General features: G+C 72.5%; 13 protein-coding genes. 5 read left to right on the top strand and 8 right to left on the bottom strand.

All coding sequences use genetic code 11. The features are described 5' to 3' along the window. Positions 1-74 precede the first annotated feature (74 nt). From amrb99_RS23180 to amrb99_RS23170, 3 genes are all read left to right on the top strand, one after another. Positions 75-2,609 carry an ATP-dependent Clp protease ATP-binding subunit gene (locus amrb99_RS23180; RefSeq protein WP_190859467.1) on the top strand — a complete coding sequence of 845 codons (2,535 nt, stop codon included), beginning with the start codon at positions 75-77 and terminating at the stop codon, positions 2,607-2,609. A 150-nt stretch (positions 2,610-2,759) separates the two neighbouring features. Then, positions 2,760-3,161 (top strand): VOC family protein, encoded by a 402-nt coding sequence (locus amrb99_RS23175; RefSeq protein ID WP_347256805.1) that lies wholly within the window; start codon positions 2,760-2,762, stop codon positions 3,159-3,161. 37 nt (positions 3,162-3,198) lie between these two features. Next, positions 3,199-3,855 carry an ArsR family transcriptional regulator gene (locus amrb99_RS23170; RefSeq protein WP_190859465.1) on the top strand — a complete coding sequence of 219 codons (657 nt, stop codon included), beginning with the start codon at positions 3,199-3,201 and terminating at the stop codon, positions 3,853-3,855. A gap of 48 nt (positions 3,856-3,903) precedes the next feature. On the opposite strand, the gene amrb99_RS23165 is transcribed toward amrb99_RS23170, so the two are convergent. Both amrb99_RS23165 and amrb99_RS23160 read right to left on the bottom strand, forming a co-directional pair. Beyond that, positions 3,904-4,836, bottom strand: a complete 933-nt coding sequence (locus tag amrb99_RS23165; protein WP_190859463.1) for a pyridoxamine 5'-phosphate oxidase family protein — start codon at positions 4,834-4,836, stop codon at positions 3,904-3,906. Between the two features lie 52 nt (positions 4,837-4,888). After that, positions 4,889-5,506 carry a LysE family translocator gene (locus amrb99_RS23160; protein WP_190859461.1) on the bottom strand — a complete coding sequence of 206 codons (618 nt, stop codon included), beginning with the start codon at positions 5,504-5,506 and terminating at the stop codon, positions 4,889-4,891. A 110-nt stretch (positions 5,507-5,616) separates the two neighbouring features. Between amrb99_RS23160 and amrb99_RS23155 the strand changes: the two genes are divergently transcribed. Beyond that, positions 5,617-6,069 carry an Lrp/AsnC family transcriptional regulator gene (locus amrb99_RS23155; protein ID WP_190859459.1) on the top strand — a complete coding sequence of 151 codons (453 nt, stop codon included), beginning with the start codon at positions 5,617-5,619 and terminating at the stop codon, positions 6,067-6,069. 43 nt (positions 6,070-6,112) lie between these two features. On the opposite strand, the gene add is transcribed toward amrb99_RS23155, so the two are convergent. Next, positions 6,113-7,087, bottom strand: coding sequence for an adenosine deaminase (gene add / locus amrb99_RS23150; protein ID WP_190859457.1), 975 nt, complete (start codon positions 7,085-7,087; stop codon positions 6,113-6,115). An 84-nt stretch (positions 7,088-7,171) separates the two neighbouring features. Beyond that, on the bottom strand, positions 7,172-8,044 hold the full coding sequence (locus amrb99_RS23145) for an A/G-specific adenine glycosylase (RefSeq protein WP_190859455.1): 873 nt from the start codon (positions 8,042-8,044) through the stop codon (positions 7,172-7,174). Between the two features lie 69 nt (positions 8,045-8,113). On the opposite strand from amrb99_RS23145, the gene amrb99_RS23140 reads away from it, so the two are divergent. Then, positions 8,114-8,719: a hypothetical protein gene (locus tag amrb99_RS23140; RefSeq protein WP_190859453.1), complete on the top strand. Its 606-nt coding sequence runs from the start codon at positions 8,114-8,116 to the stop codon at positions 8,717-8,719. Between the two features lie 12 nt (positions 8,720-8,731). Here the strand turns inward: amrb99_RS23140 and disA are convergent, their stop codons facing one another. The 4 genes from disA to amrb99_RS23120 form a co-directional block, all read right to left on the bottom strand. Beyond that, on the bottom strand, positions 8,732-9,814 hold the full coding sequence (disA, locus tag amrb99_RS23135; protein ID WP_190859451.1) for a DNA integrity scanning diadenylate cyclase DisA: 1,083 nt from the start codon (positions 9,812-9,814) through the stop codon (positions 8,732-8,734). Between the two features lie 113 nt (positions 9,815-9,927). Beyond that, positions 9,928-11,373 carry a DNA repair protein RadA gene (gene radA / locus amrb99_RS23130; protein WP_190859449.1) on the bottom strand — a complete coding sequence of 482 codons (1,446 nt, stop codon included), beginning with the start codon at positions 11,371-11,373 and terminating at the stop codon, positions 9,928-9,930. Positions 11,374-11,640: 267 nt separating this feature from the next. Beyond that, positions 11,641-12,693 (bottom strand): alpha/beta hydrolase, encoded by a 1,053-nt coding sequence (locus amrb99_RS23125; protein ID WP_190859447.1) that lies wholly within the window; start codon positions 12,691-12,693, stop codon positions 11,641-11,643. 151 nt (positions 12,694-12,844) lie between these two features. Then, positions 12,845-13,543, bottom strand: a complete 699-nt coding sequence (locus amrb99_RS23120; RefSeq protein WP_190859445.1) for a methyltransferase domain-containing protein — start codon at positions 13,541-13,543, stop codon at positions 12,845-12,847. Between the last annotated feature and the right edge of the window lie 80 nt (positions 13,544-13,623).

Below are 13,623 nucleotides of genomic sequence, written 5' to 3'. Positions count from 1 at the left end.
GGGCGGGCTAGCATGCGGAAGGACAGTTCCGGACGTTCCGGACTCTGCCCAACCGCTCTGTGAGGAGCGACGAGATGTTCGAGAGGTTCACCGACCGCGCGCGGCGGGTTGTCGTCTTGGCCCAAGAAGAGGCCAGGATGCTCAACCACAACTACATCGGCACCGAGCACATCCTCCTGGGTCTGATCCACGAGGGTGAGGGCGTCGCTGCCAAGGCCTTGGAGAGCCTGGGGATCAGCCTGGAGGCGGTTCGCCAGCAGGTCGAGGAGATCATCGGCCAGGGCCAGCAGGCGCCGTCGGGCCACATCCCGTTCACTCCGCGCGCCAAGAAGGTCCTTGAGCTGTCACTGCGCGAGGCGCTGCAGCTCGGCCACAACTACATCGGCACGGAGCACATCCTGCTCGGCCTGATCCGGGAGGGCGAGGGCGTCGCCGCCCAGGTGCTGGTCAAGCTCGGCGCCGACCTCAACCGGGTGCGCCAGCAGGTCATCCAGTTGCTGCACGGCTACCAGGGCAAGGAGCCGGCCGCCTCCGGCGGCCCCTCGGAGTCCGCGCCGTCCACCTCCCTTGTGCTCGACCAGTTCGGCCGCAACCTGACGCAGGCCGCGCGCGAGGGCAAGCTGGACCCGGTCATCGGCCGGGACAAGGAGATCGAGCGGGTCATGCAGGTGCTGTCCCGCCGCACCAAGAACAACCCGGTCCTCGTGGGCGAGCCCGGCGTCGGTAAGACCGCCGTCGTCGAGGGCTTGGCGCAGAAGATCGTCAAGGGCGAGGTCCCGGAGACGCTGAAGGACAAGCAGCTCTACACCCTCGACCTGGGCGCGCTGGTCGCCGGCTCCCGGTACCGCGGCGACTTCGAAGAGCGCCTGAAGAAGGTGCTCAAGGAGATCCGCACCCGCGGCGACATCATCCTGTTCATCGACGAGCTGCACACGCTCGTCGGCGCGGGCGCCGCCGAGGGCGCGATCGACGCCGCCAGCATCCTCAAGCCGATGCTGGCCCGCGGCGAGCTGCAGACCATCGGCGCCACCACGCTTGACGAGTACCGCAAGCACCTGGAGAAGGACGCCGCGCTGGAGCGCCGCTTCCAGCCGATCCAGGTCGCCGAGCCGTCGCTGTCGCACACGATCGAGATCCTCAAGGGCCTGCGGGACCGCTACGAGGCGCACCACCGCGTGTCGATCACCGACAGCGCGCTGGTCGCGGCCGCGCAGCTCGCCGACCGCTACATCAGCGACCGGTTCCTGCCGGACAAGGCGATCGACCTCATCGACGAGGCCGGTTCGCGGATGCGCATCCGCCGGATGACCGCGCCGCCGGACCTGCGCGAGTACGACGAGAAGATCGCCGACGTGCGGCGCGAGAAGGAGTCCGCGATCGACGCGCAGGACTTCGAGAAGGCCGCCGCGCTGCGCGACTCCGAGAAGCAGCTGCTCGGCCAGAAGGCGCAGCGGGAGAAGGAGTGGAAGGCCGGCGACATGGACGTCGTCGCCGAGGTCACCGACGAGCTGATCGCCGAGGTCCTCGCCACCGCCACCGGCATCCCGGTCTTCAAGCTGACCGAGGAGGAGTCCACCCGGCTGCTGCGCATGGAGGACGAGCTCCACAAGCGCGTCATCGGCCAGGAGGACGCCATCAAGGCGCTCTCGCAGTCGATCCGCCGCACCCGCGCCGGCCTGAAGGACCCGAAGCGTCCCGGCGGCTCGTTCATCTTCGCCGGCCCGTCCGGCGTCGGTAAGACCGAGCTGTCCAAGACGCTCGCGGAGTTCCTGTTCGGCGACGAGGACGCGCTGATCCAGCTCGACATGTCCGAGTTCATGGAGAAGCACACGGTCTCGCGGCTGTTCGGCTCCCCGCCCGGCTACGTCGGGTACGAGGAGGGCGGCCAGCTGACGGAGAAGGTGCGCCGCAAGCCGTTCTCGGTCGTCCTGTTCGACGAGATCGAGAAGGCCCACCAGGACATCTTCAACTCGCTGCTGCAGATCCTGGAGGACGGCCGCCTCACCGACGCGCAGGGCCGCGTCGTGGACTTCAAGAACACCGTCATCATCATGACGACGAACCTGGGGTCCAAGGACATCTCCAAGGGCGTCTCCATGGGGTTCGCCCGGCAGAACGACGAGCAGGGCTCGTACGACCGGATGAAGGCCAAGGTGTCGGAGGAGCTCAAGCAGCACTTCCGTCCCGAGTTCCTCAACCGCGTCGACGACACGGTGGTCTTCCACCAGCTCACCCCGAAGGAGATCATCCAGATCGTCGATCTGATGATCGCCCGGGTGGACGAGCGGCTGAAGGACCGCGACATGGGCATCGAGCTGCGCCAGGAGGCCAAGGACCTGCTGGCCATCCGGGGCTACGACCCGGTCCTCGGCGCCCGGCCGCTGCGCCGCACGATCCAGCGGGAGATCGAGGACAACCTGTCCGAGAAGATCCTGTACAACGAGCTCAAGCCGGGCCAGATCGTGATCGTCGGCACCGAGGGCTTCAACCCGGAGGACAAGGACACGGCGGAGAACGCCAAGTTCACCTTCCGGGGCGTGCCGAAGCCGTCCGCCACGGTCCCCGACGCCCCGCCCATCGAGGGCGCGGTCAACTTCAACAAGGACTGATCACCTCAGCCCTCGGCAGGGCCCGCACCGACCTGGTCGGTGCGGGCCCTTCCGCATGTCCGGCCCTTCCGCATGTCGGGACGACCGCATGCCCGGGACGTCCGCGGGGAAGATCGCTCCGACCGATCCTCCGACGCCGCTGGAGCCGACGTGAGCCGCCCGCCGCGCATGACCCTGTCCGCCCCCGTCCTCGACGCTCCCGATCCGCACGCCCTGGCCGCGTTCTACCGCCGCCTCCTCGGCTGGACGGTGGTGCAGAACGAGCCGGACTGGGTGAAGATGCGCCCTCCGGGCGGGGGAACGGGGCTGTCGTTCCAGCGGGAGCCGATCCACGTCGCGCCCACGTGGCCGGCCGCCGAGGGCGCGCAGCAGATCCAGATCCATCTGGACGTCGAGGTGGACGACCTGGAGGCGGCGTCCCGGCACGCGGAGGAGGCGGGCGCCGTCCTCGCTGATTTCCAGCCGGACGATGACGTCCGCGTCTTCCTCGACCCGGTCGGCCACCCGTTCTGCCTGTTCCTCCGGGAGCCGGAGTCCCCCACTGAGCTATGAGCCCGGGGTTGTCGGAGGCGGCTCCTAGTATTCGAACATGCGATCGAATGTGGTGGGTTCGGCGGCGGAGTTCGGGCGGCCTCGCGGCCGCTCGCTGGACGCGGCGTTCCAGCGCGACCTGCGCGCGCCCGCCCCGCCGCAGTTGCCGATCTTCAGATCACGGTTGCAGGGGGAACTGCTCGGCCGGCTCCTGCTCGGGCCCCGGCGCGAGGCGTCGATGCTCGATCTCGCGGTGATGCTCCGCACCGACCTCGGCTCGGTGATGCGGGAGGTGGAGCGGCTGTCGCGGGCCGGCGTCCTCGCCCTGCGCCGCACGCTCGCCGGGCGGCTGGTGTCCCGCGACGAGGGGAGCCCGCTGTACGAGCCGCTCGCCCGCCTGGTCATGCTGACGTTCGGCCCCGCGGCCGTGGTCGCGGAGGAGTTCGGCCGGCTCCCGGCCGTCCGCGAGGCGCACCTGTTCGGCCCCTGGGCGGCCCGCTACGCGGGCGTGCCGGGCGAACAGCCCGGCGACGTCGAAGTACTGCTGGTCGGCGAGCTCGGGCGCGAGACGGCTTTCGACGCGGCCCAGGAGGCGGCCGCCCGGCTCGGACTCCCCGTCCACCCGGTCGTCCGCACGCCCGCCGAGTGGGCGGACGACGCCGACCCGTTCCTCCGCGAGATCCGCGCCGGGCACGTGCACACCGTCGTCCGCTGAACGCCGCTCAGGGGCGCCGGGGCGGCTGCGGGGTCACCGGCCGCCGGGTCACCGCACGATGTCGTGGCCCGCGCTGCGGGCGCGGCGCAGGGCGACGCGCATGGCCACCCCTATCCCGAGCCGGTAGAGGAGCTTGGACGGGGGCGTCCGGTAGGCGAGTTCGGTGTGCGGGGCGTAGCGGACCTGCGGGCCGCTGTCCAGCCAGCCCGTGTGGACGCGCTGGTGCTGCCCCTGCACGTACTTGCTGAAGGAGTGGGCGGTCAGGCCGGCGCGGCGTCCCCCGTCGGGGAGGACTCCGAGCGGGACGTGGAGCAGTATCCCCTCGGCGTCCTGGCCGCTGAAGCCGACGGGGATCACCATGGGGAAGCCGTCGGCGCCGGTCCACCCGAGCAGGGCGTCGGGAAGGCTCGCGAGCCGGTGCGCCGCCTTGACGTGGTCGATGCGCGGACCGGTGCCGAGGCCCGGTGCCTTCTGCGGCGGCGGCGGGCCGGGCAGCGGGGGTCCGAAGACCTCCGGGCTCCCCTTGCAGGAGAGGTCCGGCCACACGATCAGCCGCTCGACAGCGATGTCGATGACCACGCGGGTGTAGTAGGGGCGCAGCCAGGGGCCCCAGAAGGGGCCGGTGGCACGCGGCCCATCGAAGCGCTCCCAGTCCGTGCCCAGGGACGCGGGATAGTCGTCGCGCGGGGCCGAGAGCGACGCGGTGCCCTGGACCAGGACGTACTCCGGACGGTCGCTGTAGCCGTGCAGCCGGGTGTGGAAGGCCAGGGCCACGCGGGGATCCCGCCTGATCCGCTCCAGCTTCTTCCAGCCCCCGGCCGAGCTGTTCACGGTCACGGTGCCGGCGTCGCGGTCCCGTGCCCCGAAGTTCGTCACCGGGGTGAGCACCACGCCGCGGGCCGGCGTGACCGAGGCGAGCATGACGGCCTGGTCGCCGCCGATGATGTCATCGACGCCGTCGGGCCAGTGCGCGGTGCTCATCGGTCGCCTCCTCGGCTCAGCGACCGCCACTCTAACAGACATACTTGTTTGTTTAGAAGAAGAGGCGGTCGACGAGCAGCCAGGCGCCGAGGCCCGCCATGGCGGCGCCGGACAGCCGGCCGATCGAGCGGGCGGCGTCGGGACGGCCCTTCAGCGCGCCGCGGGCGACGGTGCCGAGGGTCAGGTAGAACAGCGCGCAGGTCGCCATGTAGGTCGCGCCCAGGACGCCGATCTGGCCGGCGACCGGCCAGCGGCCGTCCGGGTCCGTGAACTGCGGCAGCAGCGCGACGAAGATCAGCAGCCCCTTGGGGTTGAGGCCGCTGACGCCGATGCCGCGCAGGAAGATCCGCCACTCGGTGCCCTCGGGCCCGGCGCCCTGCGGGTCGGGCGCGGCCGGGCGCATGAGGGTCGCGGCCCCGTGCCACACGAGGTAGGCCCCGCCGACGAGCGTGAGGCCGGTGAGGAGGTCCGGGGAGCCGGCGACGAGCGCCCCGACCCCGGCCGCGACGACGACCGTGACGGCGGCGTACCCGGTGACCAGCCCGCTCACCGCGGGGAGGACGGAGCGCCCGCGCAGCCCGGCACTGATCGTGAAGGCCCAGTCCGCTCCGGGGACGGCGATGAGCAGGAACGCGACCGACCAGAAGGCGAGGACGGAGCCGGTGGCCATGGCGGGAATCCCCTCGTATGGCGGTTGATGAGGGGAGAATATGTTTGATCTGCCGAAATGTGCTGCCAAGTTTCACCAGAACACGCCGCCGGCGTGGAAGGATCTTCTGCATGGACGCCATCGACCGGAAGATCATTGCGGTGCTCCAGGAGGACGGCCGGGCGACGATCACCGAGGTGGCGGCGCGGGTCGGGCTGAGCGTCTCGCCCTGCCACCGGCGGCTGCGGGAGCTGGAGCGCAACGGGACCATCCGCGGATACCGGGCGGTCGTGGACGCCGCAGCCCTGGGGCTGACGTTCCAGGCGCTGGTGTTCGTCACCATGCGGCAGGAGGACCGGGAGACCCTGCTCGGCTTCGAGGCGGCGGTCGAGCGGGTCCCGGAGGTCGTCCAGGCGCAGCGGCTGTTCGGCGACCCCGACTACCTGCTCCGCATCGTCACCGCCGACCTGACCGCCTACCAGGAACTGGAGGACGACGTGCTCTCCGCGCTGCCCGGCGTCCAGCGCCTGAACTCGACGCTCGTGATGAAGCACATCGTCAACGACCGCCCGCTGCCCACGTGACCCCCCGGCCGGCGCCCACCTGACGCCCCGGCCGGCGCGTGGGTCAGGTGGCCGCGAGCCACGTCTCGATCTCGCGGTTGAGGCGGGCCTTGGTGGACGCGGAGGCGAAGGAGGCGTCCACGCCGGCGCGGGCCAGGTCGGCGAGCGCGGCGTCGTCGTAGCCGAACGCGTCGCGGACGCGGGCGTACTCGGTGGCGAGCGGCGCGCCGATCAGGGCGGGGATGTCGGTGTTCACGGTGACGATCAGCCCCGCGTCGCGGAGGCGGGGGAGGGGGTGGTCGGCGAGGGACGCCGCAAAGCCCAGGGCGACGTTGGACGACGGGCAGACCTCGAGCGGGATCTCCCGTTCGCGGACCTCGGCGACCAGGTCCGGGTCGTCCAGGACGCGGATGCCGTGGCCGAGGCGCTCGGTGCGCCCGGGGCCGAGCGCCTGCCGGATGCTGGCCGGTCCCTCGCCTTCCCCCGCGTGGTGGACGACGTGCAGGCCGGCGTCGCGGGCCGCCGCGAACACCTCGGTGAACGGGTCGCCCGGGTACGACTCGTCGCCCGCCAGACCGACGGCGACGACGCCCTCGTGGCGGCGCGCGAGCTCCAGCGTGTGCCAGGCCCGCTCGACGGAGCGGCGGCGCGAGTGGTCCAGGAGCAGCCCGACCTCGATGCCGAACGCCTCGCGTCCGGCGGCCAGGCCCTCGCGGACCGCCGTGAGCGGCATGTCGAGGTCGCCGAGCCGCTCGCCGTGCGCGGCGGCGGTGAAGGAGACCTCGGCGTAGCGGGTGCCCTGCGCCGCCTCGTCCTCGCAGAACTCGTAGGCGATCCGCCGGAAGTCGGCGGGCCGCCGCAGGCACGTGCGCACCAGCTCGTTCTGGGCGAAGAAGGCGGCGAAACCGCCGAAGGTCCCGCCGTCGCGAGGCACCTCGACCCCGTTCGCGTCACCGATGGCTCTGAGCGTGTCCCACCGGACGGTGCTCTCCAGGTGGACGTGCAGGTGGGCTTTCGGCAGGCTCAAGAGGTCGCGCACCCGCCGAACGGTACGACCCCACCGGCCCGCCCGACCACCCAATATCCCCGCAGACCGCCCCCGTTCCGGCGCGGGCGCGGTCGCTCAGGTGGGGAGGGTGTAGCGGCCGTCGTCGAGGGGGTCGACGAGGCCGTCCGCTATGAGCGCGTCGAGGGCGCGTTCGCGCTGTAGGGCGTCAGACCAGACGACGTCGAGGGCGGGCTTCTCCACGGGCCCGTCGGCGTCGCGGAGGACGGCGAGGAGGCGGCCCCGGCACTGGCGGTCGGTGCCCGCGTAGGTCTGTCCCCGGCGGGGCGGGCCGTCGTAGGCGGGACGTCCGTTCAGATGCCAGGCGCACTGCGCGAGGACCGGGCAGTCGACGCAGCGCGGCGTGCGGGCCGTGCAGACGAGCGCGCCGAGCTCCATGACGGCGACGGCCCAGCGCGCGGCGGTCGGCGGGTCGAGGGGCACCAGGCCCTCGGCGAGCGCCACCTCCGCCTTGGTCTGCGCCTTGGGCGGGTACTCCTCGCCGGAGACGAGCCGGGCCAGGACGCGGCGGACGTTGGTGTCGAGGACGGCGTGGCGCTGCCGGAACGCGAAGCTGGCGACGGCCGCGGCGGTGTAGGAGCCGATGCCGGGCAGGGCGAGCAGGTCGGCGTGCGACGAGGGGACCTCGCCGCCGTGCCGCTCGGTGATCGCGCGGGCGCTCTCGTGCAGGCGCAGCGCGCGGCGCGGGTAGCCGAGCCGGCCCCAGGCGCGGACGGCCTCGCCGGACGGTTCGGCGGCGAGCGCGGTGGGGGTGGGCCACCGCTCCATCCAGGCCCGCCAGACGGGCAGGACGCGGACGACGGGGGTCTGCTGGAGCATGATCTCGCTGACGAGGACGCCCCAGGGGGTGGCGTCGGCGGCGCGCCACGGGAGATCCCGCGCGTTCGCGGCGTACCAGTCGAGAATCGGATCGGTATAGGTGGAGTTCATGGCGGACCGCCATTGTGGCATGCGGCGGGTCGGACCCCTGTGCCGATTCAGCGAATGCATACTGACCGTATGGATACGGGTACCGAGCGTCATTTATCGCTGGACCGGTATTGGCGGCGCCGCGTGGCGGCGCTCGCCGGAACGGCCGGTGCGGTCGCGGCGCTGGCCTGGGCGTGCGGCGGCGGGAGCAGCGGGGGCGGTGAGAAGGAGCCGGTCCGGAACGCCGGGGCGATCGATTCGGCCGCGCCCGCCATGCCGCCGGGAGCGATGCCGACGGTGACCGTCACCACGACCGTCACGCCGGAGGCCGCGGAGGACGGCGCGCCGTGCAACGCGGCCGACTTGGTGTTCACCATCTCGGCGGCGAAGACGTACGCGGCGGGGCAGGAGCCGCGGTTCGGCGTCACCGTCGTGAACACGAGCAGCGCGTCCTGCGGATTCGACGCTGGAACGCTCTCCGTCGTCGTCAGGTCCGGGAAAGACCGGATCTGGTCATCGGGGGAGTGCCTCAAGGCCGGGAAAGGAAAGCGGACGCTGCGGCGCGGCGTCCCCTCCACGGCCGCCTTCACCTGGGACCGTCGCCGCGGCTGCGGCGGCGCGCCCGCCCGGCCCGGAACCTACGTCGCGTCGCTGAAGGGCGGGAAGGCCGGCAAGCGGATCTTCCACCTCCGCTGACCCTCGCGACCGTCAGACGTAGCGTTCGAGGATCGACGACTCGGCGAGCCGCGACAGGCCCTCGCGGACACTGCGGGCGCGGGACTCGCCGACCCCGCCGACGGCCTGCAGGTCGTCGATGCTCGCGGCGAGGAGCTTCTGCAGCCCGCCGAAGTGCTCCACGAGCCGCTCGACGACCATGCTGGGCAGCCGCGGCACCTTCGCCAGCAGCCGGAACCCCTTCGGGCTGACCGGCAGGTCGAGGGCGTCCGGCCCGGCGAACCCCATCACCTCCGCGACCGTGGACAGGTCGAGCAGCTCGTTGGCCGACAGCGTGTCCAGCGCGGACAGGATCGCCGACACGCCGCGGGCGCGGGTGTCGTCCGACGGGTAGTCGCGGACGATCAGCTCCCGGTCGACGTCGACGCCGGAGACCAGCTCGTCCAGCTGCAGGGAGAGCAGCCGGCCGTCGGTGCCGAGCTCGACGACGTAGCCCTCGATCTCGTCGGCGATGCGGCGCACCATCTCCAGCCGCTGCACGACCGCGCTGACGTCGCGGACCGTGACGAGGTCCTCGATCTCCAGCGCGGACAGCGTGCCGGACACCTCGTCGAGGCGCAGCTTGTAGCGCTCGAGCGTGGCGAGCGCCTGGTTGGCCTTCGACAGGATCGCCGCCGAGTCCTCCAGGACGTAGCGGATGCCGTCCAGGTAGAGCGCGATGATCCGCATCGACTGGCTCACCGAGATGACCGGGTGGGGCGTCTGGCGGGCGACGCGCTCGGCGGTGCGGTGCCGGGTGCCCGACTCCTCGGTGGGGATGGTGGAGTCCGGCACGAGGTGGACGGCGGCCCGCACGATGCGGGAGTGGTCGTTGTCCAGCACGATCGCGCCGTCCATCTTGGCCAGCTCGCGCAGCCGCGTCGCGGAGAACTCGACGTCGAGTTCGAAGCCGCCCGAGCACAGGTCCTCGACGGCCTGGTCGTAGCCGAGGACGATCAGCCCGCCGGTGTGCCCCCGCAGGATGCGTTCCAGGCCGTCGCGGATCTGCGTGCCCGGGGCCACCGCGGCGAGCGTGGCGCGGCGTCGTTCGTCATGAGCCTTGTCGTGTTCTGGCACCTGGCCCCCGGAGGTCGCTGGACGGCGTCAGTTTACCGAGCAGGGCGGTGACCCGGTTCCTCCCCTGGTCGCATCCCTCTGACGCGTGCCGTAATACTCTCGCGCTACCCGCGTCATGGCGCGGTAAAGGCGACCTGGAGCGCCTGTTGCAGGCTGTCGACCTCCATCACCTTCATGCCCTCGTAGCTCGTGAGCTGCGGGTCGGCGCGCTTGAGCGGCGAGCCGTCGGCGAGTTCCAGGGACCCGCGCGGGACGACGGCGTGCTTGAACCCGAGCCGGGCGGCCTCGGCGAGCCGCCGCTGCACGCCGGGCACGACCCGGACCTCGCCCGCGAGGCCGACCTCGCCGAGCGCGATCAGGCTGCTCGACAGCGCCTGCTCGACGGTGGACCCGGCGACGGCGAGGCCGAGCGCGAGGTCGACGGAGGTCTCGGCGAGCCGGACGCCGCCGACGGTGGAGACGTACACGTCCTGCTCGTGCATCGAGATCTTGCAGCGCTGGGCGAGAACGGCCAGCACCATCGCGACGCGGGAGGTGTCGAGGCCGGACGTGGCGCGCCGCGGCGCGGGCAGGTGCGACTTGGCGACGAGCGCCTGCACCTCCGCGACGAGCGGCCGGCGGCCCTCCAGCGTGACGGTGACGCACGTGCCGGGGACGGGCTCCTCGCGGCGGGTGAGGAACAGCCCGCTCGGGTCGGGCAGCCCGACGATCCCGACCTCCGACAGGTCGAAGCAGCCCAGCTCGTCGGTCGGGCCGTAGCGGTTCTTCACGGCGCGGATCATCCGGAGCCGGGAGTGCCGGTCGCCCTCGAAGTACAGGACGACGTCGACGAGGTGCTCCAGCAGGCGGGGGCCCGCGATCGCGCCCTCCTTGGTGACGTGGCCGACCAGCACGACGGTGATGCCGCGCTCCTTGGCGATCCTGATCAGGTTCGCGGCGACCTCGCGGATCTGCGTGACGCCGCCGGGCGCGCCGTCGACCTCGGACGTCCCGATGGTCTGGATCGAGTCGACGACCAGGAGGGTGGGCTCGACGGCGTCGACGTGCCCGAGGACGGCGGACAGCTCGGTCTCGGCGGCCAGGTACAGGTCGTCGGTGATGGCGCCGACCCGGTCGGCGCGCAGCCGGACCTGCTCGGCCGACTCCTCCCCGGTGACGTACAGGACGCGCCTGGCGGTGGCGGGGGCCTGCCGCGGGACGGCCGCCTCCGGCGGCGTGGACGCCAGCGCCGCGACCTCCAGCAGCAGCGTGGACTTGCCGATGCCGGGCTCGCCCGCGAGCAGCAGCACGGCCCCGGGCACGATGCCGCCGCCGAGCACCCGGTCGAGCTCGTCCAGCCCGGTGGGCCGGGTCTGCGCGTTCTGGACGTCGACCTGCCCGATCGGCTTGGCGGGCGTGCTGACGGGCCCGGCGGTCACGACCCGCGCGGGGGTGGCGGACGCCGCCTCGGTGACCGTGCCCCACGTCTGGCACTCGCCGCAGCGCCCCACCCACTTCGAGGTCTGCCAGCCGCATTCCGAGCAGCGGTAGGCGGCCTTCGCCGTCTTAGCCTTCGCCATGCCCCGAGACTCTAGAGCCCCCCGCCGACAGTCCGCCCCGAAAGCCCGCCCCACCAGTCCCGCCGGCTCGAACCTCGGCCCCGCCGGCTCGAACCCCGGCCCCGCCGGGTCGAAGCTCAGCTGACGTTACGGGCAGGCACGCGGAGCGAGTGCAGCGAGCGCAGCGGGCCTGCCCGACGGTCGGCGGCCTGTTTCGCGCGGAGCTCTAGCGGAGCGGGAAACAGGTTGCCGACCGCGACGGGGGTTCCAGGGGGTCGCCCCCCTGGGCTAACACTGCTTACGGGCGCGTTCGATGAGGTCGCCTAGGTGGTCGGAGACGATGCTGGGGCGTTCCAGCATGGCCATGTGGCCGGCGGTGGGGACGACCTCCAGGCGGGCGGACGGCACGCAGCCGGCGATCTCGAGGCTGTGCTCGACCGGGGTGAGCATGTCGTTCTCCGCGCCGATGACCAGGGTGTCGGCGGCGGCGAGGGCGGCGCAGTCGCTGATGACCTCGGTGGTGACCATCGAGTGGAGGAAGTCGATGAAGGCGTCCATCCGGGTCTCGGTCATCATCTGCTCGGCGAACGCGACGGCGGCGGGGCTGGCGTCGGGGCCGAAGGCGATGAGGTCCTCGATCAGCATGGAGCCGTCGCGGCCGAGGTGCCGGACCTTCTCGATGGCGGCGGAGCCGGCGCCGAGGGCGCGCAGTGCGCGCGGCAGGACGCGCTGGGTGGAGCGCGCGACGAGGGCCGGCAGGCCGAGGGTGACCTCGCCGAGGCCGCCGGACGAGGTGCACAGCAGCCCGGTGGCGGCGATCTTGCCGCCGACGAGCCCGGCGTTGGCGTCGGCGTACCGCATGGTGGTCATGCCGCCCATGGAGTGGCCGACGAGGACGACGGGGGTGTCCGCGGGGACGGTGGCTTCGATGACGGCGGCGAGGTCGCCCGCGAGGCGGTCGAGGGTGTAGCCGTCGCGGGCGCCGCCGTCGGAGCGGCCGTGGCCGCGCTGGTCCCAGAAGACGAGCCGGCCGAGGCCGCGCAGCGCCTTGCGCTGGAAGTGCCAGGAGTCCTGGGTGAGGGTCCAGCCGTGCGAGAACACGACGGCGAGGTCGGTGCGGTCCTCGCCGTCGATCTCGGCGTAGAGCCGGGTGCCGTCGTCGGCGCGGACGGGGACGGGGCGGCCGCGTAGGGAGCCGAACGGCTCCCCGGCGTAGGGGTCGGGCCGCAGCTGGAGGCGGCGGACGGCGCGGCGCTGCAGGGCCAGTCCCGCCCCGGCGCCGGCTCCGGCGAGCGCGGCGGCGGCGATCATATTGCGGCTCGTCCTGGCGGCACGGCCCATGGCCGGTTCCTCCGTTCCTTCGGGCGGACGCCGGCCGGGGGGCGGCGTCGCGGCGCCTTCGGCGCCGGTGGGGGTACGGCGCCAATTGTTGTACGCGGGGTCCAAGAGTGGCCACATCGGGACGCCGACTGTGACGGACTCGTCAGTAACCTCAGGCGCAACGCCACCACAGATTGACGGCGTAGTCCACTTCGAGGCCGGCATGCTCGCGCAGGAACTCGTCCGCGAGGTCGGCAGGGAACTCGATCCGCAGCACCGCCGCGAGGTCCTCCCTGCTCCCGAACGACCATTTGATCATCAGCGGCTCGCGGGTGAAGCCGCGCCGCGTCCAGAACCGCTCGACGGCCTCCGGGTCGTACTTCGGCAGCCCGCGCCGGAACCAGCGGCCGAACGTGGACCGGGTCGCGTCGTTGTCGATGACGAAGACCGCCCCGCCGCGCCGGACGACCCGGTCCAGCTCGGCGAGGCCCGGCTCGCAGCCCGGCCCGAAGAAGTACGCCCACCGGACGTGCACGACGTCGACCGACGCGTCCGGCAGCGGCAGCGACTGCGCCGCGCCGACACGCACGGTGACGTTAGGAAGGTCGCGGACGCGGCGCGCCGCGGCCCCCGCGAGGCCCGCGTGCGGCTCGATCCCGATCACCCGGTCCGCCTCCGCGGCGAAATGCGGCAGGTGGAAGCCGGTGCCGCAGCCGAGGTCCAGCACGGTCGCGCCCGTCCACGGCCGGATCGCGCGCATCGCGGTGTCCAGCACGCCGTCGGGGTCCACCGCGCGGTTCTCCAGCTCGTAGACCTGCGGGGAGTTCCAGATGTTCGGGCTCGGCACGGCGCCCGGCGCGATCTCGGCCACGGGAACAGAGCGTAGCCGCGCCCGGAGCGGCCCCTGCGGGAAGCAGCGCGGATCACTCGGGGCGAGGGTTTCATCACCGG

Origin of the sequence: Actinomadura sp. RB99 (assembly GCF_014706005.1) — a bacterium.
Lineage (GTDB): Bacteria > Actinomycetota > Actinomycetes > Streptosporangiales > Streptosporangiaceae > Spirillospora.
The sequence above is the reverse complement of the archived record's forward strand: the minus strand, read 5'-3'. Positions and strand labels throughout refer to the sequence as shown.

What these genes read in the sequence shown, in the direction of transcription:
- amrb99_RS23160 (WP_190859461.1), bottom strand. Translation starts at nt 5,506, where the DNA reads ATGGCCACCGGCTCCGTCCTCGCCTTCTGGTCGGTCGCGTTCCTGCTC.
- amrb99_RS23145 (WP_190859455.1), bottom strand. Translation starts at nt 8,044, where the DNA reads ATGAACTCCACCTATACCGATCCGATTCTCGACTGGTACGCCGCGAAC.
- radA (WP_190859449.1), bottom strand. Translation starts at nt 11,373, where the DNA reads ATGGCGAAGGCTAAGACGGCGAAGGCCGCCTACCGCTGCTCGGAATGC.
- amrb99_RS23180 (WP_190859467.1), top strand. Translation starts at nt 75, where the DNA reads ATGTTCGAGAGGTTCACCGACCGCGCGCGGCGGGTTGTCGTCTTGGCC.
- amrb99_RS23165 (WP_190859463.1), bottom strand. Translation starts at nt 4,836, where the DNA reads ATGAGCACCGCGCACTGGCCCGACGGCGTCGATGACATCATCGGCGGC.
- amrb99_RS23155 (WP_190859459.1), top strand. Translation starts at nt 5,617, where the DNA reads ATGGACGCCATCGACCGGAAGATCATTGCGGTGCTCCAGGAGGACGGC.
- amrb99_RS23140 (WP_190859453.1), top strand. Translation starts at nt 8,114, where the DNA reads ATGGATACGGGTACCGAGCGTCATTTATCGCTGGACCGGTATTGGCGG.
- amrb99_RS23170 (WP_190859465.1), top strand. Translation starts at nt 3,199, where the DNA reads ATGCGATCGAATGTGGTGGGTTCGGCGGCGGAGTTCGGGCGGCCTCGC.
- amrb99_RS23125 (WP_190859447.1), bottom strand. Translation starts at nt 12,693, where the DNA reads ATGGGCCGTGCCGCCAGGACGAGCCGCAATATGATCGCCGCCGCCGCG.